Below are 23,770 nucleotides of genomic sequence, written 5' to 3' on the forward strand. Positions count from 1 at the left end.
CACACTCTCACCACCGCAGCCTGAACCTCAGGCCGCAGAAGCGAGGTGACCACGGGACCGGGTCAACTCCACGAGCACTTCAGCGGAGTGTCGGCCGTGGCCGTGCTCCCCGATGGCCGGGTGGTCACTGCCGGCACTGACAGACGGGTGCTTGTGTGGGATCCGGGCCGCTTGGCCGCCGCAGCACCGGTTCACCCTGGTGGGACAGCACACGCCGCGTGGGCGGTCGCCGTATTAGGCGATGGCCGATTAGTCACCGGCGAAGAAGATGGAGTGCTGCTGTGGGATTCGGCCCGGCCGGTCGCCGCGCCGATCAAGCTGGTGGAGCACTTGGCCCACGTGTCGGCGGTGGCCGTGCTCGCCGATGGCCGGGTGGTCACCGGTTGGGATGACGGGGAGGTACTGGCTTGCGATCCAGCCCGCCCTGGTTCACCGCCTATCCGGCTGGGTGATCATGTCAGCTGGGCCTCGTCCTGGAGCTCGCCCATGAGCCTGGCAATGGCGACCCTCGGGGACGGGCGGGTGCTCACCGGCGGAGGCAACAGGGCGCTGGTGTGGGATCCAAACCGCCCAGGCGCCGCGCCGATCGTGCTCGGTGAGGACGCGTCCGAGGGCTACGTCTACTCGGTGAATGCGGTGGGCGTATTCGCCGACGGACGGGTGGTCACCGGCGGGGACGACATGTTGGTGGTGTGGGATCCGGATCACCTGGATGTAGCGCCCATCGTGCTGGGCGCCAACGTTGGCTGGGTGCGCGCGGTGGCGGTACTTGCCGACGGGCGGGTTGTCACCGGCGGAGACGATGGGCGAGTGCTGGCGTGGGATCCAGCCCGCTCGGACGCCGCGCCCGTCCTGCTAGGCGAGCACAGCGGTGGCGTGTGGGCTGTGACGGTGCTCGCCGACGGGCGGGTGGTCACCAGCGGGGGCGACCGGATGGTGCGGGTATGGGACTCAATGGGGGAAACGCCGCTCGCTGAAATCGCATGCCACGCGTCCGCGGTTGCAGCGTCCGCATCAGCGGAGCGACGGGAGTCCCGGCTGGCCTTAGCGGAGGGGCGTGCAGGCTGGTCGTTGTGGTCGTTAGCCGATCGACGCGGCGGCACGACAGGTCGATAGGTGACCTGCCACGTCTCCGGGCTCCAAGCGAGGGAGTTCGTGCCACGTCGCCGTCGAGACGATTCGGGACACCGGGGGGACTTGGGCACCGTGAGGTGAGCCGTTCGCCAGCGTCGTCCCCGTGGGGGAGTGGCGTGGTGTGCGCGGTTTCGTGGACATGGCTGATGAAGTAGCGCGGGCCTCGGACAGAGAATGCGCACTTGATCTCCGGTCGGTGGAACACTCCGGCCTCGGCTCGGGGAGCGGGGGAGGTTGTGCGATGGCTGGTAGCGGGCGCGACGCGGAAGACGGCATCGGGCTGGCGGATGCGATCGCGATGCTGCGGGATGACCTGTTGCAGGCGCGGGCGGCGGGGGCGGGGGCGGAGATCCAGCTGCCGGTGCAGTCGATGACCGTGGAGCTGAAGGTCACCGCCACCCGCAAGGCCGACGGCACGGCCGGGTTCAAGGTGCCGATCATCAACGTGGAGCTGGGTGGGTCCGGCGGCTGGTAGCGGGAGAGCCTGCAGACGGTGACGGTGATATTCGGTGGGCCGGTGGACCGCCACGGCAATCCGGTGAAGGTCGCCGAGACCACCCACGAGATCAAGGACGTGCTAGCGACGGCGTCGAGTTCCCGTGACTGCATGCTCCAGGCTGTTGGAGTTGATGAGGTCCGCACGGGGTGACACCGCCGACCTGGACGCCGCCCGAGCCAGAGGTGGCGTGGCCTACGGGAGCTGCTCGGCGACCAGCTCAGCCAGCGCTTCCCGGGACAGTCCGGTCACCCGGCGATCGGCGACAGCGGCGGCACGGGTCGGTGACTCGACACACCACGACCCTGCCCCGCTCGTCACGAGCAAGCCGCCCCGCTAACCATGCGCGAGGTCAGTAGTGCTGACAGGTGGATCGTCAGCACCGTCTAACAAGTCCTCGACCACCACCCGGTGCTTGGAGGCGACAACGGGCTGTGGCGCGCCGACACGTCGAACGGGCCCTGCACGAAGTCCCCGTAATACTGCTGCGTCGTACAGCTGCGTCGCCGTCCGAGCCCGACCGGGGAGCGCCTCCTGCGGCAGCAGCCGCTCCTGGAGCGCCAGCGGATCGCCTTCCCAGTCGCCAGCCTTCAGGCGCTCGACCACCTGCCGGCTGAGCGTCCCGGGTCCAGCGGCCCGCGCCCGGTCTCCTGGGCACCCGCCCCGGCGGCTGTGCCGAGGCGACGCACGGCGGCTACCCCTAGAACGTGATTACCGCCACACTGATCGGGGTGGACCTGATCACCTCAAGCATCGCAGGCGCTATCGCTCAGGCCACCTTGTCCGCCGTGTCCGCACGGGGGAGGGCATCGCTGGGCGGGGAGTTCGAGCCCGAGATTCGGCAGATCTTGAACGGTGTCCAGCAGATGCGGAAGTGGCTGGGCGACGACCGGCGGGCGCTGCTGCTCGACGGGTTCGCCTACATCCTGCAAGACGATCTCGACGAGGCGAGGCGAAGCCTCACCCAGGCGAGGAACCGGGAACCGCGCAGCGCCGTAGTGCGCTACTGGCTGTCGCTCGTCCTGGCGGTGCAGGGTCGTGCCGGAGCCGAGGCCGAGATGCGGGAGGCGCTGACCCTCAACCCGTATCTCGCCGCCCCAACTACGGGGCGGGGAGCGGCTCGTCCCGGTCCGCCTGCGGGGCAACGGCCGATCTGGGGCCGACGCCTGGCCGGGCGCGATGCGGAGGTCACCTACGGATCGCTGGGCGGTTCTCCGCTGTTGAACCCGCAACTCTGGATCGCCGGACGGATTGCCAAGCCCGTCTCGAAGCGCCTGGAACGCTTTCTGTTCTCCCGGGCGCACATCTGGCGAGCAGCCTCCAGTTCGATCATGACGATCTCTCTCGGGACAGGCGATGCGCTCGTGGCCTGGGCAACGCAGTGGAATCCCGGCGCGGACAGTTACCAGCCCCAGATCGGGCTCCTGTCGATGTTCGACGCCGAATCCGGGGCCCTGCGCTGGCACCGGTGGTGGGCGGACAACGAGCGACCGCTGCTCGCAACCCCGCGAATGATCGCCCAACCCCTGAGGAGCGGCGAGTACGGGCTGTTCTCACCGGCGACCGGCGCGCCGCTGGAGACGCTGCCCGCATCCTATTTTGAAACCCTCATCGCCCCGCCGCACATCTGGGGAACCGACGGCTACGCCGCCGCACACGCGACCACCGCGCACATGGATCTCGCCTGGGACCCGCACGCCGGGGCCCCCTGGATCGGGCGGCCACCCCTACGCGAACCGCCCCGGTCTCCCTTCACCGAAACGCTGGTCGTGCAGCCGCCCACCGTGGCGTGGCCCGGGGTGCCGGAAGCCGCGCGCAGCAAGCGGTTCATCCTTGCCGCAGAGAACGACTATCAGCAAATCGGGCGGCGGCTCGGCGACCATATCCTGTGCCGCTCTCAGATTATGCTTTTCGACAGTGCCGCGGCACTAACCGGTCCCCTCTGACGGCTACAACATCAGGGGTTGTCGTGGTGCCAGCGTGGTGGCCACAGCGTGCCGTTCACGCCAGCAATATCAGCGAAAGGTTACGGGCAATATCAGCAGGTTACGGGGAGTCTCAGGCGTCTGAGCGCTGTGCTGCCTGCTCACCCACTGGCAGAACTATAGACCTGCAGCTCAGAGGCTGCATGCGCGCCCGGCAGGATTCGAACCTGCGGCCCTGTGCTTAGAAGCTGTCCGAGCCGAAACGCTGTGCTGACCTGCATGTTCGCAGATCGAGCGGGAGCGTAGGCGCCATAGTTATCTGGTCACTGCTTCGACCTTGACTCGATGTACCAGCGCTACCGGTCTGTACTTGCCGAACCCCACGAGTGCCACGCAACCTACTCCAGGCCTGTCAGCTAGCCCCGCCCCGGCAGATGGTCGGGGTCTCAACCCCCTGAGTCTCCGGACTCGCCGGGGCGGTTCAGTCCGCAACCTGCATCGCGGCAGTCGCAGGTGTGGATGTCACCACAGAACGTCGACCTGGTAGTGCGCCCATGCACCAAAGAAGGTCACATCGCTCGACGACGCGCCGAATGACACGCCAACAACCACGTCGATCCCGCGTCGTGGCAACCCCAGGCCAGGGGCAAATTGGCGGTCGAAGATAACCGGGGCACTCGCGCTGGGGCCGATGTTGAGGCCATCGTATGTCTGGATCTGCTTCTCGCCGTTCCAAACTTGGACACTGGTCACACGAGCAGTCTCCATCAACTCGAACCTCGCACCGAACTGCGTCAGTAACGGAGTGGAGTCTTCCGACTCGATTGATTCAAGGGCGGTCACCGGATTGTGGAAATAGACCGCTTGGCCCGCCTTGCCTCGATACGTCGTCCCCCATCCTCGCCGAAGACCTGTCAGGTCGGTATATGGGATCCCGCCAACATTGTCAAAAACGCCGGGGCCAGACCTTTCCGCCCAAGCCGACGTACCGTGCGAGCCAAATGCAAAGATATGTACCGCCATGGCTACTCTCTCCTTCTGTAATTCCCGTGTACGGCTGGCAGATGTGGAATGCGTCCGTCGCAAGCTCACTTGCGTTGATCTTCTCGGTGGCACCCGTCACGACACAGGCACGGTCCCGTCACCTATGTACGTCAGGAGCGAATAGCTCAGTTCGGCGGGCGCCACCGCCAGTGGCCACGGAAGAACCAGAACTGCTAGCTGGCAGTCTCTGGCGCCAGCGCAGCACCCGTCGTCCCCGTAGACCTCTTTGACGAGCCGTCCACGCGCCAAATGATCGGCGCGGTTTGTGTAGTGGATGGGGATCTCGCCCCAGCGAACGCCCTAGTTGCCGGTGCACTGATGAGACGAAATGTCGTCCGCAAGAGCCCCCAGATCGTCCTCGTTGATCCTCCCGCCTAAGATTTCCATACTCTGACCGCGGTAGTTTGAGAGGTCGTAGATTTCGTAGATGTAGCCACTCCGGTTCCAGACCGACTCGGCGTTGTTGTTCAACGACCTGGCGCTGTTGATGAATCGAATGCCGAAGAAACTAGGTACGTTCTCGCACGGCGCGAAGTCGTAGACGTCCCCACGGAAGTTGTCGCGGCTGAAGAGGCACAACTCCTCCTCTTCGCAGACGCCGTTTTTCGGGACGTAGGACAACATCTGGTCGTCTTGGAGGGTTCCTTGGAGCTCGTCCGCGGCGGGGGTGCCATTGATGACCGGCGCGTAAGCCACCTCGCTAAGGCCGAGCGACACGACCGCGACGAGCAGGCCGGTCAAAGCAGTTCGCTTGAACATATCGTTTCCTTAAGGATTGGTGATCCGTCGCGGGAGCTGCGGCGGTCGAGCTGTCATGGTTGTGGGCATCGCGTCACTCCTTGGTTCTCTTCGTGTATCTGGCGTCTCAAGGTTGGCGGTGCGGGCTTGAAGAGTGATGGATGGCCGCTGGAAGGGCTTGAAAGGACGCTTGAAGGCGGAGACCCTTAGCGGTGGCGCTACGTGGTCGGCTGCAGGCGCGCAGTTGCCGAGGGGTGGGTGACCGGAACGGCCCGGTCAGCTGTGCGGAGCGGAGGGATCCGGTATGGATCTTCGGATGCTCGGCCCGCTCGAGGTTCGGGGGACAGGCAGACCGCTTGTCCTGGGGGGTGTCCAGCAGCGCGGTGTGCTGGCCATGCTGGCGCTGCACCTCAACGAGGTGGTCTCCATCGACGTCCTGATCGACGGTCTGTGGGGGGACCGGGCGCCGGCGAGCGCGACCAACATCGTGCAGGGCTATGTCTCGCGGCTACGCAAGGCCCTGCAGGTGAAGAATCCGCCCGACGGGGCGGGTCCCGCGGTCTTGCTGCGGCGCGGACCCGGTTATCTGCTCGAGCTCGACCCCGAGCACGTCGATCTGTATCGCTTTCAGCGGCTGGTCCGTGAGGGAACCCAGGCGCTGCGCCTGGCACCGGCCCGGGCCGCGAGCACGCTACGCGAGGCGCTCGAGCTATGGCGGGGGCCGCCGCTGGCCGAGTTCGCCGAGCAGCCCTTCACGCAGACCGTGATTCCGCGCCTGGAGCAGCAGCGGCTTAGTGCCCTCGAGGCACGCCTAGAGGCGGATCTCGCACTCGGGCGACATACCCAGCTCATCGGCGAACTGGAGGCCCTCGTCGCCGAGCATCCCCTGCATGAGGGCCTGCACCGGCTGTTCATGCTCAGCCTGTACCGCTCGGGCCGGCAGGCCGAGGCGCTAGAGGTCTACCGGCGGGCCCGCGAGATCCTGTCGGAGGAGCTGGGCATCGACCCCGGTCGGGCGCTGCAGGCGCTCGAGGGCGCCATCCTCACCCACGACCCGTGCCTGGACTGGACCCCACCGGCCGAGCCCACCCTCCACGCGTCAGCCGACACGTGGGGCTCTCCCGCCGTCCCGCGGCCGCGGGTGTCGAACACGCCAGCCCGCAATCCCCACTTCACCGGTCGGGACGACATGCTGGCCGAGCTGCGGCGGCGGCTGCGCGCGGAGCAACCAACGCTGGTGGTGCAGGCGCTGTACGGGCTGGGCGGAGTGGGCAAGACCCAGCTGGCGCTCGAGTACGCCCATCGGTATGCCGCCGACTACGACCTGGTCTGGTGGATCGACGCCGAGCAGCCGGTGCTCATCCCCGACCAGCTCGCCCGGCTCGCCGCCCGGCTCGATCTGCCATCCGGGCACACGGTGGCCGACACCGTGGAGCGGCTGTTGGGTGAGCTGCGCGGCCGGCCCGGCTGGCTGCTGCTCTTCGACAACGCCGAGCGGCCGCAGGATATCGCCGACTATCGGCCCGGCGGGGCCGGGCACGTGTTGATCACCTCCCGCTTTCCCGGCTGGGGGGCACTGGGCGGGCGGTTGGAGGTCGACGTGCTGACCCGGCCGGAGACGGTGGCGCTGCTGCGGGCCCGGATTTCGACCCTGGACGAGCAGCTGGCCGATCAGCTCGCCGCCGAACTCGGCGACCTGCCGCTGGCCGCCGCGCAGGCCGCCGGCTACCTGGAGCAGACCGACCTGCCGGCGGCGGCCTATCTGCGCCGGTTCCGCGCCCACCGAGCGACCCTGCTGGCCCGCGGTGAGGTGGTCGGCTATGCCGGGCGGATCGACACCGCCTGGGCGCTGTCCCTAGACCGGCTCCGCAGCGAGGACCCGGCGGTGGTGCAGCTGCTGGAGCTGGCCGCCTTCCTCGCCCCCGAACCCATTCCGCTGTCTCTGTTCAACGGGCACGCCGACCTGCTCGACGAGCCGCTGCAAACCACGGCCGCCGACCCCGACGCCCTCGCCGACACCGTCGGCGCGCTGGTCGGCTACTCCCTGGCCCGCCGCCACCCCGACGGCTTCCAGGTCCACCGGCTGGTGCAGGCGGTGATCCGCTACCGGCTGCCGCCCGACCGGCAGCAGACCACCGCCGAGCGGGTGCTGGCGCTGCTGACCGCCGCATCCCCCCGGGACCCGGAGGATCCGATCAACCAGGCCGCCTACGCCGAGCTCACTCCGCACGTGCTGACCACCGCTCCGCTGGGTGACCACTCTCCCACCAGCCGGCAACTCGTCCTGGACACCTCGCGCTACCTGCAAGGCCTCGGAGACAGCCGCGCCACCCGATCCGTGGCCGAACCGCTGCTCGACCGCTGGCGGTCCATCCTCGGCCCCGACCATCCCGACACTCTGACCGCCGCGAGTGGTCTTACCCTCGCCCTGGTCCAGCTGGGTGAGGCGGAGCGGGCCCGCGCCCTGGGCGAGGACACCCTGCAGCGCAGCCGCCGGGTGCTGAGCCCCGACCATGCCAAAACACTGTGGACGGCGGCCACCCTGGGTGTCGCCCTGGTCCAGCTGGGCGAGGCACGGCCGGCCCGCGCCCTGGGCGAAGACACCCTGCAGCGCAGCCGCCGGGTACTCGGCCCCGACCACGCCACCACTCTGTTGGCGGCGACCGACCTCATCCACGCCTTGGTCCAACTGGGCGAGGCGCAACCGGCCCGCGCCTTGGGCGAAGACACCCTGCAGCGCAGCCGCCGTGTGCTGGGCCCGGACCACCCCACCACCCTGTCGGCGGCGGCCGCCCTCACCCACGCCCTAAACGAGCTGGGCGAGGCCGAGCCCGCCCGCGCCCTGGGCGAAGACACCCTGCGGCGCAGCCGCAAGGTGTTCCGCGAGGATCACCTGATCACCCTGTTAGCGGCGGCCGCCCTCACCCACGCCCTAAACGAGCTGGGCGAGGCCGAGCCCGCCCGCGCCCTGGGCGAGGACAGCCTGCAGCGCAGCCGCCGGCTGCTGGGCCCGGGCCACCCGATCACGAGGTACCTCACCCAGGCCGCCAACATCACCTAATGCGGACTGCGAGCAGCGGCCCCTTCATTGTGGATGACCACGCAATCACCCACTGCCAGCGCTGTGCTAAGAGCCGAAGCACACTGATCCGGGTATTTCTGCAGCTCAGAGTCCGCATGCGCGCCCGGCAGGACTCGAACCTGCGGCCAAGTGCTTAGAAGGCACCTGCTCTATCCGCTGAGCTACGGGCGCTCGGCACTGATCATCGCACCGGCTCCGCCGTGAGGAAGGTGAGCAGCTCTGAGGTCTGTGCTCGTTGACGGGCGGTCGGAGCCGGTCCAGGCTGCCCGGTGCGGCGGGGCGCGTCGGGAGGAGCCGGCCGTGACGGGAACCGGGACACCACCGGGCCCCTGGGCCGACGGACACCAGTACGAGCGCTACGTGGGCCGCTGGAGCCGCCTCGTGGCCCGCGCGTTCGTGGCTCGACTGGCCGTTCCTGCCCGGCGCCGCTTGCTCGACGTCGGGTGCGGCACCGGAGTGCTCACCGGCGAGGTGCTGGCCGTCGCCAACCCCGCCTCGGTGATCGGTGTCGATCCCGCGCCCGCCTTCCTCGCGCACGCCGCCGCGCGCCTGACCGACCCGCGCGTCCAATTCCGCGCCGGCGCGGCGCAGGCCCTGCCCGTCACCGAGGGGGCCGTCGATGCCGTTGTCTCCGGTCTGGTCCTCAACTTCGTCCCGGACGCGTCCGCGGCCCTGGCAGAGATGTGCCGGGTGGCGACGGCCGGGGCGACCGTGGCCCTGTACGTGTGGGACTACGCCGAGGGCATGGAGCTGATGCGCCGGTTCTGGGACGCGGCCGTCGAACTCGACCCGGGCGCCCGCGAGCTCGACGAGGGCGTGCGCTTCCCTCTCTGCCGGCCCGATCGGCTGCACGAGCTCCTCACCGCAGGGGGGCTCCACGACGTGGCCGTCGAGGCGATCGTCGTGCCCACGGTGTTCGCGGACTTCGACGACCTTTGGACGCCCTTCCTCGGGGGGACATGCCCGGCGCCGGGCTACGTCCTGGCCCTCGGCGATCAGGACCGGGAGGCGTTGCGCGAGGTGCTCCGCACCCGCCTCCCGGCCGCCGAGGACGGCAGCATCCACCTGACCGCGCGTGCCTGGACCGTGCGCGGACGCCGCTGAACCACGCAGGCGGGCAGCACACCGGCGTCGAACGGGCCGGTCGCCGTCCACAGTCGGGGGCGGTGTCCACAGAAGCGTCCATCGGGCACCGCGGGGGAGCGCCGGCCAGCACGGTGGTCACAGCCCGGCAGGCCGCCGCGGCACCCACCGCACCCGAGGAGCACCGTGTACGAGACCACCATCCACGTCGTCGGCAACGTCGTCGACGTCCCCCGCCGCAGCCGGACCAGCAACGGGACGGTCACCAACTTCCGCATGGCCTCCACCAGCCGTCGCTGGGACGAGGAGGTCAAGGGCTTCGTCGACGGTGCGACGCTCTGGATCGACGTCGCCTGCTGGGGCGAGCTCAGCGGCAACGTCTCCCGCAGCATCAGCAAGGGCGACCCGGTGCTCGTGGTCGGCAACCTGGCGACCGAGTCGTGGGACAGCGAGGCCGGCCGGCGCAGCGCCAACCGGATGAAGGCCATCGCCGTCGGGCTGAACCTGGCCCGCGGGTGGTCGGAGTTCAAGCGGCCGGCCCGCGCGGACCCGACCTCGGAGGTGCCCGCACCCCACGAGGCGGACGAGGACCCGTTCGCCGGACGGTCCACGGACTACATCGAGGGGGTCGAGACGTTGGACCCTTCGGACTCCGACGTCAGTGAGCCGGTACCGGCGCTGACGTGAGCCTCCCGAACTGGGAGGATCGGAGGTGAGACCGCAGGGGGCGGGGCCGGTGCGCACACGGCTGCGCCGGCCCGTCCCCGATCGCGACCCGACGGAAGGCTCGACACCCCAGTGGCCCAGTACATCTACTCGATGGTCCGTGCCCGCAAGGCGCACGGCGACAAGGTGATCCTCGACGACGTCACCCTGGCGTTCCTCCCGGGCGCCAAGATCGGCGTGGTCGGCCCGAACGGCGCCGGCAAGTCGACTGTCCTCAAGATCATGGCGGGCCTCGAGCACGCGTCCAACGGTGACACCACGCTCGCGCCGGGCGCCACGGTCGGCATCCTGCAGCAGGAGCCCCCGCTGAACGAGGAGCTCGACGTGCGCGGCAACGTCGAGGAGGCGGTGAAGGAGGTCCGCGACGCGCTGACCCGCTTCGAGCAGGTGAGCGCCGCCATGGGTGAGCCCGACGCCGACTTCGACACGCTGCTGGCCGAGCAGGGCGAGCTCATGGAGGTCATCGAGAACGCGGACGGCTGGGAGCTCGACAACCGCATCGAGCAGGCCATGGACGCGCTGCGCTGCCCGCCCGGCGACGCCGACGTCCGGGTGCTGTCCGGCGGTGAGCGCCGCCGCGTCGCACTGTGCAAGCTGCTGCTCGAGGCCCCGGACCTGCTGCTCCTCGACGAGCCGACCAACCACCTCGACGCCGAGAGCGTCGCGTGGCTGGAGGCCCACCTGGAGAAGTACGCCGGCACCGTCGTCGCGGTCACCCACGACCGGTACTTCCTGGACAACGTCGCCGAGTGGATCCTCGAGCTCGACCGCGGTCGGGCCTACCCCTACGAGGGCAACTACTCCACCTACCTGGAGACCAAGTCCACCCGCCTCAAGGTGGAAGGCGCCAAGGACGCCAAGCGCGCCAAGCGGCTGAGGGACGAGCTCGAGTGGGTCCGCTCCGGCGCCAAGGCCCGTCAGGCCAAGAGCAAGGCCCGCCTCGCGCGGTACGAGGAGATGGCAGCGGAGGCCGACAAGTTCCGCAAGCTCGACTTCGAGGAGATCCAGATCCCGCCGGGCCCGCGGCTGGGCAGCGTGGTGATCGAGATCCGCGACCTGACCAAGGGCTTCGGTGACCGCCTGCTCATCGACGACCTGTCCTTCACGCTGCCGCGCAACGGCATCGTCGGGGTCATCGGCCCGAACGGGGTCGGCAAGACCACGCTGTTCAAGATGCTGGTCGACGAGGACAAGCCCGACGACGGCGAGATCAAGGTCGGCGAGACCGTCAAGATCAGCTACGTCGAGCAGAGCCGTGCCGGGATCGACCCGAACAAGTCGCTGTGGGAGGTCGTCTCCGACGGGCTGGACCACATCAAGGTCGGCAACGTCGAGATGCCCTCACGCGCCTACGTGTCGGCATTCGGGTTCAAGGGCCCGGACCAGCAGAAGAAGGCCGGCGTGCTGTCCGGCGGCGAGCGCAACCGGCTGAACCTGGCGCTGACCCTCAAGCAGGGCGGCAACCTGCTGCTGCTCGACGAGCCCACCAACGACCTGGACACCGAGACGCTCACCAGCCTGGAGAGCGCGCTGCTGGAGTTCCCCGGCTGCGCTGTGGTGGTCAGCCACGACCGCTGGTTCCTCGACCGCGTGGCGACGCACATCCTCGCCTACGAGGGCGACTCCAAGTGGTTCTGGTTCGAGGGCAACTTCGAGGACTACGAGAAGAACAAGGTCGAGCGGCTCGGCCCCGAGGCGGCCCGCCCGCACCGGGCGACCTACCGCAAGCTGAGCCGCGACTGACGACGGGCCCCGCTGCTCCCCGCGCCTCGCAAGCTCGGCGCGGGCCCTGCAGCGGGGCCGCTCCAGCACGTCTCAGGGGGTGAACCGGACGACGAAGCGCCGCTGGGCGGGGGTCTCGACCGCTCGTCGCCGGTAGTGCTCGCGCACGAAGGCCACCGCCTCCTCGGGTGGGACGCCGTCGAGCACCGCGAGGCAGGCCAGCGCCGTCCCGGTGCGCCCCGTACCGCCTCCGCAGGCCAGCTCCACCCGCTCGCCGGCGGCCCGCTCCCACGCCTGGTGCAGTGCGTCGCGCAGCTCGGCCGGGTCGGCGGGCAGCCGGAAGTCCGGCCAGCGCACCCAGCGGCTCTCCCACGGCTGCGGCGCCGGCCGGCGGCCCAGCAGGTACACGCCCAGCTCCGGCACCGGCCCCCGAGGCAGCGGCTCCCGTAGCCCGCGGCCGCGCACCCGCCGTCCCGACGGCAGCGTGAGCGCGCCCGGTGACCTCGGGTCCCAGGCCTCGCCCATGCCCGCGAGGGTAGGGCCGCGTGCAGCAGGCGACCCGGCCGTAGGGCAGGGTGACGGCGTGAGGCACATCGTCGCCGTCCCGATGCGCTGGTCGGACATGGACGCCTACCAGCACATCAACAACGTCGCCTTCCTCGGCTACTTCGAGACGGCCCGCGTCGACCTGTTCTTCGACCACCCCACGCATGACGCGGCGACCGGCCTCCGCCGCGGCCTCGTCGTCGTCTCGCACGAGATCGCCTACAAGCGCTCGGTCGAGTACGACGCCGAGCCGTTGCAGGTGGAGATCTGGGTGTCCGACGTGCGGGCGGCGTCGTTCCGCTGCCACTACGAGCTGTTCGACCACGGCACGCTGGCCGTCACCGGCAGCACGAAGCTCGCGCCCGTCGACTTCGCGCGCAACCGCCCCCGCCGGCTCACCCCCGAGGAGCTGGACTTCCTCGCGAAGTACCACGAGGCCTGATCGGATCGTCTCCCGAGGGGCTCCGTCAGTCCCGGTCGGCAGCCCGGGGCGCCACCGGCCCGTGCAGCCGGACCCCCTCCGCACTCAGGCGCGCATCGTAGGCATCGGCCAGGTCGCGCAGCGCATGCGCGCAGTCGCCGATGTGCGCGGGGCCGTGCATGAGGCCGAGCGCGGCGGGCTGGAGGTCGCTCAGCGCCCGGATCGTCGGTCCGGTGGCCGGGGTCAAGCAGGTCGCGTGGAAGACGTCCTCGGCGTGCAGCGCCGGCCCGGTGATCTCCTGCTCGGTCAGCGCCGGGCCCTGCCCGATCGCGGTGAACAGGTCCCCGCACAGCAGTGTGCCGGTCGTCTCCTCGAACAGGAGCCCGGCGTCCCAACCGTGCGGCACGTGCGGGGTCTCGATCCGCCGCACTCGCCGATTGCCGAGGTCCAGCACCTCACCGTCCCGGAGCGGACGCGGGGGCCGGTCGGCCATGTCGGCCACGGACACCATGCACCCGAGCGCGCCGTGCGCCACCTGCGACTCCGGTGCCGCCGCCAGCCACGAGTTCATCGCGCCGCACTCGTCGGCCTCCACGTGACCGAAGGTGATCTAGCGGAGCCGCTCCACCGGCACCACCCGCGCGACGGCTGCCGACACCAGCGGGAACAGGGCGCGTGGCCCCGTGTGGAAGATCAGCGGTTCGTCAGCGTCGACGAGGAACTGGTTGAACACGATGTCCGCGTCGCTGACGTAGGTCGACAGGCGGTAGACGTCGGGGGCGATCTCCGTGACGGACGTGTCCACGGCGGGCTCCTCCATCGTGGGGACGGGATTCCCGTGGCCGCCGAGTCTCCTCCGCTGCTGGAACGCCGACAATGGCCCCGCTCAGTCCGGGAGCGCGACGATCCGCGGGACCGGCCGGTCGCGTCCGGTCGGCGCTCCCCGGCGGGCGGCCTCGGCGTCGTCCACCGGCCGGACGACGTCCCCTTCGGCGACCGTCCCCGCGGTGAACACCGCCGCGTTGATCCCGCCGCGGGGCGCGAGCGGCTTCACCAGCCGCATCCCGGTCAGCCTCTCCAGGTGCGCGCACGGCGGGCAGCGCTTGGTGCCGAACAGCAGCACGTCCCCGACCAGGAACCAGCTCCCCACCAGCGCGGGCAGGTCGATGCCGCGGGTGACCACGTTGCGGCGGGTCTGGCCGGGGGACAGCTCGACGCCGGCCAGCCGGGCCACCTCGGCCACGTCATCGGCGTCGATGAGCGTCACCTGCTTCTCCTGCGCCGGGTACTCCGCCCAGGTGCCACCACCCCGGGCGTAGCGGTCCCCGGCCAGGCCGGCCCCGGGCAGCGCCGTCACGGCGGGCCGCCGCACCATCGGCGCCGCGGCGGCCGGCGCGGTCCAGATCTCCAGCACGACCCCGGTCACCCGCGCATCCTCCCCGAGCGGGCCTCGTCGTCGTCGGCGCCCCGCGCGTCCAGCGCCTCGGCCGTGGTGTGCGCCAGCTGCAGCACCTGCACCAGCAGGGGCACCACGAGCGTGACGAGCGCGCGCACGCCGCGCACCGTCCCGCCGCGGGCCGCCTGGGCCTCCCGCACCCGGTCGGCCCGCTCGGCGACCAGGGGGATGAACCGCAGCGTCAGCGCGATCAGCAGCCCGATCCGGGCGGGTCGCACGCCCACCAGCCGCAGCGGCGCGCACAGCCGCTCCACGACCGCGACGAGCTCGCTGACCCGCGACGTCGCGGTGACCACCGCGGCGGCCAGCACCAGCGCCAGCAGCCGCAACGTCACCAGCGCCGCGCTGGCCACGCCGCCCACGATCGCGGTGACGACGGCCAGGGCGACCAGCCACACCCACACCGCCCGCACCTGCCGGGCCAGCAACGCCACCGGCAGGCGGGCCGCGACCACCCCGACCGCCAGGACGGCGGCGAGCGCACCGGCCGCCACCGGCACCGTGGGGACGGCGAACAGGAGGACGCTCAGCCCGGCGAGGGCCAGCAGCTTGAGTCCGGCGGGGGACCGGTGCACCGGGCTGGTGCCCCGCACGTAGAGCGCGAGCGCCGTCACCGGCCGGCCATCAGGGCCAGGTAGGCGGCCACCGCGGGTGCCGGGGCGTCGTCGGCGACCACCCGGCCGCAGTCGACGACGAGCACCCGGTCGAAGCCGTCGAGCAGGTCGAGCTGGTGGGTGACGACGACGACCTGCTGCTGGAGCTCGGCGACCACCTGCGCCACCCGGCGGGCGTTGACCAGGTCCAGCAGCGTCGTCGGCTCGTCGAACACGATCCGCGCCGGCCGCATCACCAACACCCCGGCGATGGCCAGCAGCTGCTTCTGCCCGCCGGAGAGCAGGTGCGCCGGGTGGTCGGCGTGCCCGGCGAGCCCGTAGCGCTCCAGCACGGCCGCGACGCGCTCGGCCCGCTCGGCCGGGGGCACCCCCTGGTTCTCCAGTCCATAGGCGACGTCCTCGGCGACCGTGGGGTGCACGATCTGCGCGTCGGGGTCCTGGAAGACGAACCCGACCCGGCGGCGGACCGCCCGCAGCTGGGTGGCGGTGTCCAGTCCGTCGACCAGCACCTGCCCGGCGCTGGGCTGCACCAGGCCGTTGAGCAGCCGGGCGAAGGTGCTCTTGCCCGATCCGTTCGCGCCGATGACCCCGATCCGGTGCTCGGTCAGCTGCAGGTCCAGGCCGGCCAGCACGGTCCGCTCGCCGTAGCTGTGCCCGACGCCGCGCAGCTCGATGCCGCGTGCCGGGTCCGCGGCCGGCTCCGCCCGCGGACCGGGCCGGCGGCGTCTCACGGGGTCGCGGCCGCCCCGCGGGGCCGCTCGATGACCGGGTAGGCGCGACGCACCTGGACGGCGATCAGCGACGCGACCGCGACCTTGACCGCGTCACCGGGCAGGAAGCTCAGCGAGCCGGTCAGCGACTGCCCCAGGGTGACCTCGTCGGCGTACACGGCGACGAAGGGGATGCCCACGGCGTAGATGACCAGCACCCCGCCGACCACGTTGGCCAGCGCGGCCCACGCGAGGTTGAACCGCCGCCAGGCCAGCTCGGTCACCAGGCCGACGACGAAGGCGCCCAGCGGCCAGGCGTACAGGTAGCCGGCCGTGGGGCCGACGAAGACGCCGAGCCCACCCCGGCCGCCGGGCAGCAGCGGCAGTCCGATCGCGACCAGCAGCAGGAACAGCAGCAGCGCGAGAAATCCGCGCTTGGCGCCGAGCACCGAGCCGGCCAGCATCACCCCGAGGGTCTGCGCGGTGATCGGCACCGGGCCGACGTTGATCGCGGGCACCAGCCCGAGCACCGCCGTCAGCGCGGCGAAGATGGCGATGTAGGCGAGGTCACGGGTCTTCACGACGTCTCCTCCACGGGCCACGGGCCGGTGCCCGCCCGTTCTCGGCGGAAGGTACCGGAGGCCGGCGGACCACCTCCCGCTCTGGTCCCCGAGACCGCTTGCGGTGGGTGTCTGCCCGCTCACCACGAGGAACGTCCGTCGGTTTGCCTGGCCTACCCGGGACGTGTTGTCTGGGGTTCCTGAGCCCCTCGGCGAAGGCGGAATTGACGGCATGGCAACCGGGTGGTGGGCGTCGCTGTGGTCGCGAGGGCGCCCACAGCCGCAGGACTCCTCCCCGGAGCCCTCGCGGGAGCCGGACCGGGTGCCCGACGACGGCTCCCGGCCGGCGCAGCAGCCCACGCCCGACCCGCCACCCGCTGGGGGCCAGGCGGCTCCGGACCCTCCGGCAGGTGCGACGCACGCCAGCGTGGCCCTGCCGGAGCAACGGAGTCCCGTGTCCGCCCGGACTTCCGGTCCGACGCGGCCGGCGGGGTCACACCCCCACCCGGTGCGCAGCACCCCGCTGCGTTCCCCACCGAGAACGACAGGAGCCCCCACCGTGGCACAGCTCGACAACGTCATCGCCGACCTGCTCGCGATCGAGGGCGCCACCGGCGCCGCGATCGTGGACGTCGACAGCGGGATGGCCCTGGCAGTCGGCGGCACCCCCGGCTTCGACCTCAACGTCGCGGCGGCCGGCAACTCCAACGTGGTCCGCGCCAAGCTGCGCACGATCTCGGACCTGGAGCTCAAGGACGAGATCGAGGACATCCTGATCACGCTGCAGGGCCAGTACCACCTGATCAACGTGCTCCGCGGCCAGGGCAACGCCGGCCTGTTCATCTACCTGGTGCTCAACCGCGTCACGGCGAACCTGGCGCTGGCCCGGCACAAGCTCCGGGCGGTCGCCGGCAACGTGAGCGTCTGAGAGCGGACGCCGCCGCCCCACCACTCGCAAGCTCGCGCCGGCCCCTGCAGCGGGGCCGGCGCAGTGCTGACGCCCTCCCCGAACGGGGTCGGGTAGGGCGTCGGCACGGGGCCTCAGGCGGCGGTGGCCTCGACGATGCGGTCCCGGACGGCGTCCAGGCCCAACTCGGCGGTGTCGATCCAGCGCGTCACGCGGCCGTCGGACACGATCCCGACGCGGTCGCAGCACTCGGCCAGCTCGTCGGGGTCCACCGACACGACGACCACGGCCTTGCCGAGCGCGGTCGCGTCGTCGAGCAACTGGCGCACCTGCTGGCGGGCACGGACGTCCAGGCCCCGGGTGGGCTCGTGCAGGACGACGACGTCACGCGCCGCGTTCGCCATCCACCGGGCCAGCGCGAGCTTGTGCTGGTCGCCGCCGGACAGCGCGCCGACGGCGGTGCGGATGCTCAGCGTCTTCACGTCCATCCGGTGGACGGTGCGGATGACGCCGCGCAGGGTGTCGATCTCCTTGCGCAGGTCGGTGAGCGCGCCCCACCGTTCCTGGGTGAGCGTCCGGGCGATCGTCTCGCCCGGGTCGACCCCGTAGGCGTCCTCGTCGGGGCGGTAGGCAGGCAGTCGCAGCGCGTCGTCGTCGGGCCGCGCGGCCAGCAACCGGGGCTTGCCGTGCAGCAGCACCTCGTCGGTGACCGAGGGCAGCTCCCCGGACAGGGCGGCGGCGATCTCGGTCAACCCGGAGGAGCGGTGCCCGGTCAGCCCGACGACCTCGCCCCGGTGCACCAGCAGGTCCACGCCCTGCACCGCGCCGGGCACCCGCAGGTTCCGGACCAGCAGCGCGACCTCGTCGGAGGGCGCCGGTCGGGGCGCGGGCGGTGCGGCGGCGGCGTCGTCGGCGGCGCGAGCGGGCGGCGGGACCGGCGCCATCCGCGGCGCGGGCAGCGGCACCGGCCCGCCCACGGTCTCCGCGGCCAGCCGGACGGGGTCCAGGGCGCCGGCCAGGCTGTCCAGGGCGATCCGGCCCTCGCGCAGCACGAGCACCCGGTCGACCACCTCGAGCATCTCCGGCAGCCGGTGGCTGATGTAGAGCACGCCGCGCCCCTGGCGGCTGAGCCGGCCGGCGACGGCGTGCAGGCCGTTGACCTCCCCGGGCAGCAGCGCCGCCGACACCTCGTCGAGCACCACCAGGTCGGTGTCCTCGGCGAGCATGCGCGCGATCTCCACCAGCCCGTGCACGAAGTGCGGCAGCTCGCCGACCCTGGTGTCCGGGTCCAGGTCGAGACCGACCTCGGTGAGCAGGACCTGCGCCTGCTCCCGCAGCTCCGCCTGGGGCCGCCCGGCCTGCGGCGTCCCCCGGAAGACGGCCTGCGCGACGGTGAGCTCCGGGTCGATCCGCACCAGCTGCTCGATCCCACCGACGCCGAGGTGCCGGGCGTCCGCCGCCGACAGCGGCGCGTACGGGTGGTCCTTCAGCGTCATGGTCCCGGCGTCGGCCGCGGTGATGCCGGCGAGGATGTCGCCCATCGTCGACTTGCCGGCCCCGTTGGTGCCGACCAGCCCGACGATCTCTCCCGCCGCGATGCTGAAGGAGACGTCCCGCAGGACGCGACGGGCGCCGAAGGACTTCTTCAGGCCGTCGACCTGCAGCACCGTCATGGGCGCGCGAGCCTCCCCGAAGAAGGTCCCCGACACCGGTCGGCGGACGACGATCCCAGCGTCCGCACGACGCTGTGTCACCGGCCCGATGCTACCCGCAGTCCGGGAACGCGCCTCCCGGGTCGGCGAGTCGGGGCGGGGCGCGCGGGGAGCTGGGTCAGACAGGGGACAGGTCCCCGCCGGCGGCCTCGGGCCAGCGGTTCTGCATGCTGCGGGCGGCCATCTCCAGGTAGCCCCACAGCGTGGCGTCCTGCTCGGGGGTCAGCTCCAGCGAGTCGACGGCCTCGCGCATGTGCCGCAGCCAGGCGTCGCGGGCCGCCTCGTCGACCGCGAAGGGCGCGTGCCGCATCCGCAGCCGCGGGTGCCCGCGGTTCTCCGAGTACGTCCGCGGGCCGCCCCAGTACTGCTCGAGGAACAGCCGCAGCCGGGCCTCGGCGCCCTCCCAGTCGTCGGCCGGGTACATCGGCCGCAGGACCGGGTCCTCCCGCACGCCTGCGTAGAAGCGCGCGACGAGCGCCCGGAAGGTGGGCGCGCCGCCGATCTCGGCGTAGAAGGTGCTCGCCGAGGGCAGCGACCGGCTCGTCTCGCTCATGTCCCCGATCGTCCCTCAGCGCGGGCCTCGGCGGCCACGTGTCCCGGGTCTCCCTGCGGGCCCGGCTGCCGGCCGGCCGGCCGGGTGCGGTTCAGGGCCAGCAGCGGGCCGACGACGGCGACCAGCCCGAGCGCCCCGCAGAGCGCGACCACGGTGCTGGGCAGCAGCCGCTCCGCGCCGAGGCCGGCCAGGATCGCGCCGAGCCCCTGCACCCCGGACAGGCCCGCGACCGCCACCCCGAACGCGCGCCCCCGGTAGGCCGACGGCACGACCTGGACGAAGGCCACGTTGAGCGGGATGGAGCAGGCGCTGCCGACCCCGCCGAGGAAGAGCAGGCCCAGGACGACGACGAAGGCGGCGGTACCGGTGCCCAGCACCAGCGGCGTCAGTCCCGCCAGCAGCACCGCGCCGACGGACAGCACGACCAGGGGCGGGAGCAGCCGCTCGCGCAGACCGGGCGGGCAGAACCGGCCCACCAGGATCCCGCCCACGGTGGCGCCGGCCGGGTTGGCGGCCAGCAGGAGCCCGGTGGCGCCGATCCCGTCCAGCAGCTGGACGCCCAGCGGAGCGGCGATCCCCTCCGGCGCGCTGCTGAAGAGGGCGGCCACCCACAGCACTCCCACGATCGCCCGCAGGCGGGGCGCACCGGCGACGAAGCGCAGGCCGGCCGCGGTGTCCCGCCACAGCGACCGGCTCTCCCCGCCGGTCAGCGCCGGAGCCGGACGCCGCTGCAGCCGGGCGGCCAGCCAGGCGGCGGAGACGGCGAACGTGGCGGCGTCGATCACCAGGGCCGCCGACGGCGACAGCGCGACCAGGAGCGTGCCGCCCAGCAGGTAGCCGAGCAGCTGCGCGATCTGCTGGGTGACGCCGGTGACCGACGTGGCCACCGCGTAGCGGTCGCCCTCGAGCACGTCGGCCATCAGCGCCGACCGCGCGGCCTCGAACGGTGGCGCGCACATCGACACGATCAGCAGCAGAACGAGCAGCACGCCCAGCGGGACGCCGGGCAGCGCCATGACCGCCACCAGGACGGCGCGCACCACGTCGCTGGCGATGAGCACCCGGTGGCGCGGCAGCCGGTCGGCCAGCGCGGCCAGCACCGGCCCGGCGACCAGCCAGGGGAGGTAGCTGATCGCGAAGGTGACCGCCGACAGCAGCGCCGAGTCGGTGCGCTGGTAGACGAGGATCGTGAGCGCGACCCGGGCGAGCTCGTCGCCGATCGTGGACAGCAGGTAGGAGCCGAACAGCGGCCGGAACTCGCCGACGGCGAAGACCTCGCGGAACGTGGCCGGGCGGCCGGCCACGGCGCGGCTCAGGGGGCCCCCGCGCCGGTGCGGCGCCCGAGCGGGCCGGCGGTGTCCCGGACGAGGACGGCGACGTGCCCGACGGCCGCGGGGACGACCGGTGCGCTGTCCATGGCGCGGGAGTCTCCCAGGTTTTCCGTGACTGGTCGATCACTCCACGCGTTGGTCTGCACACGAAGGGGCATTTCCGCGTCGCCGCGCACCTGCCGGTCAGCCCCTCGGCGGCACCAGGCCGGTGTGCGCCGCGAGGAAGGCCAGCTGGTCCGCGGCCAGCCCGACGGTCCGGCTGACCGCCCGCGCGCCGTGGCCGACCGCCACCTCGCGGCGGAGCACGATCGGCGCCTCCGCCGTCGTCGCGTGCTGCAGCGCCGCGGCGAGCTTGCGGGCGTGCAGCGGGTCCACCCGGGTGTCGGACTCGAAGGTGGTGAAGAGGACGGCGGGGTACGCGGTGCCCTCGACCACCCGGTGGTACGGCGAGTACCCGAGCAGCCAGCGCAGCTGCTCCGGGTCGGCGGCGGTGCCGTACTCGTCGTTCCACGTGCGGCCCAGGCCGAACAGCTCGTACCGGACCATGTCCAGCAGCGGCGCGCTGCAGACGACCGCGGCGACCAGGTCCGGGCGCTGGGTGGCCAGCGCGCCGACCAGCAGGCCGCCGTTCGAGCCGCCCATCACCGCCAGCTGCGCCGGCGTCGTCCAGCCGGTGGCGATCAGGTGCTCGGCCGCGGCGGCGAAGTCGTCGAACACGTTCTGCTTGCGCTCCCGCATCCCGGCGCGGTGCCACTCCTCGCCGTGCTCGGAGCCGCCGCGCAGGTTCGCCACGACCCACACGCCGCCGGCCGCCACCCAGGCCAGCGCCTGGGCCGAGTAGGCCGGGGTGAGGGCGACGTTGAACCCGCCGTAGCCGTAGAGCACGGTCGGGCGCGGGGTGTCGGGGGTCCCGGCCGAGGACAGCACGAACAGGTGGACCGGCGTCCCGTCGGGGGACGTCGCGTGCGTCTCGACCACCTGCACGGGCGGCACCTCCCCGGCCACCGGGGCCTGCTCGTAGGAGGTGAGCGCCGCCGGGTCGGCCGCGTCCCACCGCAGCACCGAGGGCGGCGTCGCGTAGTCGGTGAACCCGACCCAGGCCGCCGTGCCGCCCTCCGGCGGTGCGCTGACCGCGGACACGCTGCCGGGGCGCAGCGCGGTCACCTCGGCCTGCCGGCCACCTCCGTCCCCCGCCCACAGCGAGAGCCGGTCCGTCGCGTCCACGGCGTGCACGGCGAGCACGCCGAGGCCGCCGTCCGGGCCGTCGACCAGCGCGACGTCGGACAGCACGCCGTCGGGCTGCTCCGGCACGACGTCCCGCCAGGCCGCCGGCGCCCACGTCGCCGGGTCGGCCGGGTCGGCGACCGCCAGCCGCCCGCGGGGCGCGTCCCGGTCGGTGTGCAGCCACAGCCGCCCGTCCCGGGGCACCCAGGCCGTCAGCTGGGCGTCGACGCCGACCTGCAGCTCGCGGAGGACGCCGTCCCCGGCCAGGTCGGCCAGCCACACGTCGTCGCGCGGCGCGGTGCCCACGGACGCCGAGACCACCAGCCAGCGGCCGTCGGCGCTGGTGCGCGCGCCGAAGTAGGTGGCCGGGTCCCCCCCCTCGCCGTGCACCAGCACGTCGGTGTCCGGATCGGAGCCGATCCGGTGCCGCCACACGCGGCGGTGGAACTGCTCCTCGCCGGCCGGCACGAGCTCGGGCGCCAGCCGCCGGACGTAGCACAGCTCCTCGCCGCCGGGCAGCCAGGCGACGGGGGAGTAGCGGCACCGGTCGATCGGCCCCTCCAGCACCTCGCCGGTGGCGACGTCCAGCACGTACAGCTGCGACTCCTCGTCCCCGCCGACCGAGACCTGGTAGGCGAGCCGGTCCCCCTCCCACGACGGCGACCACGCGTCGAGGGTGGTGGTGCCGGCCGGGTCCAGCGCGGTCGGGTCGACCAGCACCCGGACGGTGCCGTCCGGCTCGGTCACCCGCAGGACGGCGTGCTCCTGCCCGGGGTCGCGGCGGGTGGAGAACGCCCGGCCGGCGCGCCAGACCGGGACGCCGACCGCGCCCGACTGGACCAGCTGCTCCAGTCGCGCGGCGAAGGCGGGGCGCCCGGGCAGCGTGGCGAGCAGCCCGGCGGCCAGCTCGTCCTGGGCGGCGGCCCAGGCCTGGGTCCGCGGGTCGCCGGCGTCCTCCAGCCAGCGGTACGGGTCGGCGACCCGCTGACCGGACAGCTGCTCGACGAGGTCCAGACGGGGGGCGTCGGGGTAGCGCACGGGCCGACCGTAGCCCGGCCCCGCGGCCCGCTCCTCCCCGTCATCTGCGATACCACACCAGGACGGTGCAGGATGATGGGGCCCGGGGGACGTCGAAGCCGTCGGCGTCCCGGGGCGCTCGGAGGTGTCCCGTGTCGATCACCGCCCTCGGGTCCCCGTCCGTGTCCGGCCGTCCGGGCACGCACGCCGACCCGTCCTCCGGTCCGTGCGCGCCTGCCCCGGCGCCGGTGACCACCGCCGCCACCCTGCTCCTGAACGCCACCTACGAGCCGTTGTGCGTGGTCTCCAGCCGCCGCGCGATCGTGCTCGTGCTGGGCGCGAAGGCCGAGGCGGTCGACGTCACCGAGGACCTCGTCCACGCCGAGCGGCTGGCCCTGGCCGTGCCGGTCGTGGTCCGCCTGACCCGCTACGTCCGGGTGCCCTACCCGGTGCAGGTGCCGCTGTCCCGCCGCGCGGTCTTCACCCGCGACGGGCAGACCTGCGTCTACTGCGGGGCCTCGGCCACCAGCATCGACCACGTCGTGCCGCGCAGCCGGGGCGGCACCCACAGCTGGGACAACGTGGTGGCCGCCTGCCGCCGGTGCAACCACCAGAAGGCGGACCGGTCCCTGGCCGAGATGGGGTGGTCGCTGCCGCACCCTCCACGAGCGCCCAGCGGCGCCGCGTGGCGGCTGCTGGGCCACCGGACCGTCGACCCCCGCTGGCGCGAGTGGCTGGGCGTCCCCGACTCCGTGAGCGCCTGAGCGCA

At 72.3% G+C, this 23,770-nt stretch carries 23 protein-coding genes, 1 tRNA gene and 1 pseudogene; 11 read left to right on the forward strand and 14 right to left on the reverse strand.

Annotation, left to right across the window (positions count from 1 at the left end; genetic code table 11):
• Positions 1–45: 45 nt before the first annotated feature.
• From HK417_RS27020 to HK417_RS20155, 4 genes and pseudogenes are all read left to right on the forward strand, one after another.
• Positions 46–150 (forward strand): annotated as a pseudogene (locus HK417_RS27020) (hypothetical protein); the annotation flags it as partial.
• Positions 151–273: 123 nt separating this feature from the next.
• Positions 274–1,116 (forward strand): WD40 repeat domain-containing protein, encoded by an 843-nt coding sequence (locus tag HK417_RS20145; protein WP_308123723.1) that lies wholly within the window; start codon positions 274–276, stop codon positions 1,114–1,116.
• A 259-nt stretch (positions 1,117–1,375) separates the two neighbouring features.
• Positions 1,376–1,609, forward strand: coding sequence for a trypco2 family protein (locus HK417_RS20150; protein ID WP_222270356.1), 234 nt, complete (start codon positions 1,376–1,378; stop codon positions 1,607–1,609).
• 752 nt (positions 1,610–2,361) lie between these two features.
• A complete protein-coding gene (locus HK417_RS20155) occupies positions 2,362–3,576 on the forward strand; it encodes a tetratricopeptide repeat protein (protein WP_222270358.1) in 1,215 nt (404 codons plus the stop codon).
• Between the two features lie 501 nt (positions 3,577–4,077).
• Here HK417_RS20155 and HK417_RS20160 read toward each other — a convergent pair.
• Both HK417_RS20160 and HK417_RS20165 read right to left on the reverse strand, forming a co-directional pair.
• Entirely contained in the window at positions 4,078–4,578 is a 501-nt protein-coding gene (locus HK417_RS20160; protein ID WP_222270361.1) for a hypothetical protein, read from the reverse strand.
• Between the two features lie 321 nt (positions 4,579–4,899).
• A complete protein-coding gene (locus HK417_RS20165; protein ID WP_222270363.1) occupies positions 4,900–5,358 on the reverse strand; it encodes a peptidase inhibitor family I36 protein in 459 nt (152 codons plus the stop codon).
• 364 nt (positions 5,359–5,722) lie between these two features.
• On the opposite strand from HK417_RS20165, the gene fxsT reads away from it, so the two are divergent.
• Entirely contained in the window at positions 5,723–8,398 is a 2,676-nt protein-coding gene (gene fxsT / locus HK417_RS20170; protein WP_308123724.1) for an FxSxx-COOH system tetratricopeptide repeat protein, read from the forward strand.
• A gap of 119 nt (positions 8,399–8,517) precedes the next feature.
• Here fxsT and HK417_RS20175 read toward each other — a convergent pair.
• Positions 8,518–8,590 (reverse strand) — tRNA-Arg (locus tag HK417_RS20175).
• Positions 8,591–8,719: 129 nt separating this feature from the next.
• On the opposite strand from HK417_RS20175, the gene HK417_RS20180 reads away from it, so the two are divergent.
• The 3 genes from HK417_RS20180 (at position 8,720) to ettA (ending at position 11,971) form a co-directional block, all read left to right on the forward strand.
• A complete protein-coding gene (locus tag HK417_RS20180) occupies positions 8,720–9,523 on the forward strand; it encodes a class I SAM-dependent methyltransferase (protein WP_222270367.1) in 804 nt (267 codons plus the stop codon).
• Between the two features lie 165 nt (positions 9,524–9,688).
• Positions 9,689–10,189, forward strand: a complete 501-nt coding sequence (locus tag HK417_RS20185; protein ID WP_222270386.1) for a single-stranded DNA-binding protein — start codon at positions 9,689–9,691, stop codon at positions 10,187–10,189.
• Positions 10,190–10,300: 111 nt separating this feature from the next.
• Positions 10,301–11,971 carry an energy-dependent translational throttle protein EttA gene (gene ettA, locus HK417_RS20190; RefSeq protein ID WP_222270388.1) on the forward strand — a complete coding sequence of 557 codons (1,671 nt, stop codon included), beginning with the start codon at positions 10,301–10,303 and terminating at the stop codon, positions 11,969–11,971.
• Between the two features lie 72 nt (positions 11,972–12,043).
• Here the strand turns inward: ettA and HK417_RS20195 are convergent, their stop codons facing one another.
• Positions 12,044–12,475: a protein-tyrosine phosphatase family protein gene (locus HK417_RS20195; RefSeq protein WP_261327417.1), complete on the reverse strand. Its 432-nt coding sequence runs from the start codon at positions 12,473–12,475 to the stop codon at positions 12,044–12,046.
• 58 nt (positions 12,476–12,533) lie between these two features.
• Here HK417_RS20195 and HK417_RS20200 point away from each other — a divergent pair, with 58 nt between their 5' ends.
• Positions 12,534–12,938 (forward strand): acyl-CoA thioesterase, encoded by a 405-nt coding sequence (locus tag HK417_RS20200; protein WP_222270390.1) that lies wholly within the window; start codon positions 12,534–12,536, stop codon positions 12,936–12,938.
• Between the two features lie 25 nt (positions 12,939–12,963).
• Here the strand turns inward: HK417_RS20200 and HK417_RS20205 are convergent, their stop codons facing one another.
• From HK417_RS20205 to HK417_RS20230, 6 genes are all read right to left on the reverse strand, one after another.
• Positions 12,964–13,512 (reverse strand): MBL fold metallo-hydrolase, encoded by a 549-nt coding sequence (locus HK417_RS20205; RefSeq protein WP_222270392.1) that lies wholly within the window; start codon positions 13,510–13,512, stop codon positions 12,964–12,966.
• Positions 13,513–13,527: 15 nt separating this feature from the next.
• Positions 13,528–13,722 (reverse strand): hypothetical protein, encoded by a 195-nt coding sequence (locus tag HK417_RS20210; protein ID WP_222270394.1) that lies wholly within the window; start codon positions 13,720–13,722, stop codon positions 13,528–13,530.
• A gap of 81 nt (positions 13,723–13,803) precedes the next feature.
• The gene (locus tag HK417_RS20215) at positions 13,804–14,343 is read right to left on the reverse strand and encodes an MOSC domain-containing protein (RefSeq protein ID WP_222270396.1); all 540 of its coding nucleotides are present in this window, start codon (positions 14,341–14,343) and stop codon (positions 13,804–13,806) included.
• Positions 14,340–14,987, reverse strand: a complete 648-nt coding sequence (locus HK417_RS20220; protein ID WP_222270406.1) for a CbiQ family ECF transporter T component — start codon at positions 14,985–14,987, stop codon at positions 14,340–14,342. The genes HK417_RS20215 and HK417_RS20220 overlap by 4 nt, the downstream gene beginning before the upstream one ends.
• Positions 14,984–15,718 (reverse strand): energy-coupling factor ABC transporter ATP-binding protein, encoded by a 735-nt coding sequence (locus tag HK417_RS20225; protein ID WP_222270407.1) that lies wholly within the window; start codon positions 15,716–15,718, stop codon positions 14,984–14,986. Before HK417_RS20225 ends, HK417_RS20220 begins: the two co-directional genes overlap by 4 nt.
• On the reverse strand, positions 15,715–16,278 hold the full coding sequence (locus HK417_RS20230) for a biotin transporter BioY (RefSeq protein WP_222270409.1): 564 nt from the start codon (positions 16,276–16,278) through the stop codon (positions 15,715–15,717). Before HK417_RS20230 ends, HK417_RS20225 begins: the two co-directional genes overlap by 4 nt.
• Before the next feature lie 538 nt (positions 16,279–16,816).
• On the opposite strand from HK417_RS20230, the gene HK417_RS20235 reads away from it, so the two are divergent.
• Complete coding sequence (locus HK417_RS20235; RefSeq protein ID WP_222270411.1) at positions 16,817–17,185, forward strand: hypothetical protein; 369 nt, start codon at positions 16,817–16,819, stop codon at positions 17,183–17,185.
• Between the two features lie 113 nt (positions 17,186–17,298).
• On the opposite strand, the gene HK417_RS20240 is transcribed toward HK417_RS20235, so the two are convergent.
• The 4 genes from HK417_RS20240 to HK417_RS20255 all read right to left on the reverse strand — a co-directional run bounded on the left by HK417_RS20240 (position 17,299) and on the right by HK417_RS20255 (position 23,022).
• Complete coding sequence (locus tag HK417_RS20240) at positions 17,299–18,918, reverse strand: ATP-binding cassette domain-containing protein (RefSeq protein WP_308123725.1); 1,620 nt, start codon at positions 18,916–18,918, stop codon at positions 17,299–17,301.
• Positions 18,919–18,994: 76 nt separating this feature from the next.
• Positions 18,995–19,429: a globin gene (locus tag HK417_RS20245; protein ID WP_222270413.1), complete on the reverse strand. Its 435-nt coding sequence runs from the start codon at positions 19,427–19,429 to the stop codon at positions 18,995–18,997.
• Positions 19,426–20,733: an MFS transporter gene (locus HK417_RS20250; protein WP_308123726.1), complete on the reverse strand. Its 1,308-nt coding sequence runs from the start codon at positions 20,731–20,733 to the stop codon at positions 19,426–19,428. The genes HK417_RS20245 and HK417_RS20250 overlap by 4 nt, the downstream gene beginning before the upstream one ends.
• A 210-nt stretch (positions 20,734–20,943) precedes the next feature.
• On the reverse strand, positions 20,944–23,022 hold the full coding sequence (locus HK417_RS20255; protein ID WP_222270415.1) for a prolyl oligopeptidase family serine peptidase: 2,079 nt from the start codon (positions 23,020–23,022) through the stop codon (positions 20,944–20,946).
• Between the two features lie 131 nt (positions 23,023–23,153).
• Here HK417_RS20255 and HK417_RS20260 point away from each other — a divergent pair, with 131 nt between their 5' ends.
• On the forward strand, positions 23,154–23,765 hold the full coding sequence (locus HK417_RS20260; RefSeq protein ID WP_439957936.1) for an HNH endonuclease: 612 nt from the start codon (positions 23,154–23,156) through the stop codon (positions 23,763–23,765).
• Positions 23,766–23,770: the final 5 nt, after the last annotated feature.

Source organism: Modestobacter marinus (genome assembly GCF_019799945.1).
Lineage (GTDB): Bacteria > Actinomycetota > Actinomycetes > Mycobacteriales > Geodermatophilaceae > Modestobacter > Modestobacter marinus_B.

Bases quoted from the DNA above. Each gene is read 5' to 3' on its own strand.
- HK417_RS20150 (WP_222270356.1), top strand. From the start codon at position 1,376: ATGGCTGGTAGCGGGCGCGACGCGGAAGACGGCATCGGGCTGGCGGAT.
- HK417_RS20160 (WP_222270361.1), bottom strand. From the start codon at position 4,578: ATGGCGGTACATATCTTTGCATTTGGCTCGCACGGTACGTCGGCTTGG.
- HK417_RS20165 (WP_222270363.1), bottom strand. From the start codon at position 5,358: ATGTTCAAGCGAACTGCTTTGACCGGCCTGCTCGTCGCGGTCGTGTCG.
- HK417_RS20195 (WP_261327417.1), bottom strand. From the start codon at position 12,475: ATGGGCGAGGCCTGGGACCCGAGGTCACCGGGCGCGCTCACGCTGCCG.
- HK417_RS20245 (WP_222270413.1), bottom strand. From the start codon at position 19,429: ATGAGCGAGACGAGCCGGTCGCTGCCCTCGGCGAGCACCTTCTACGCC.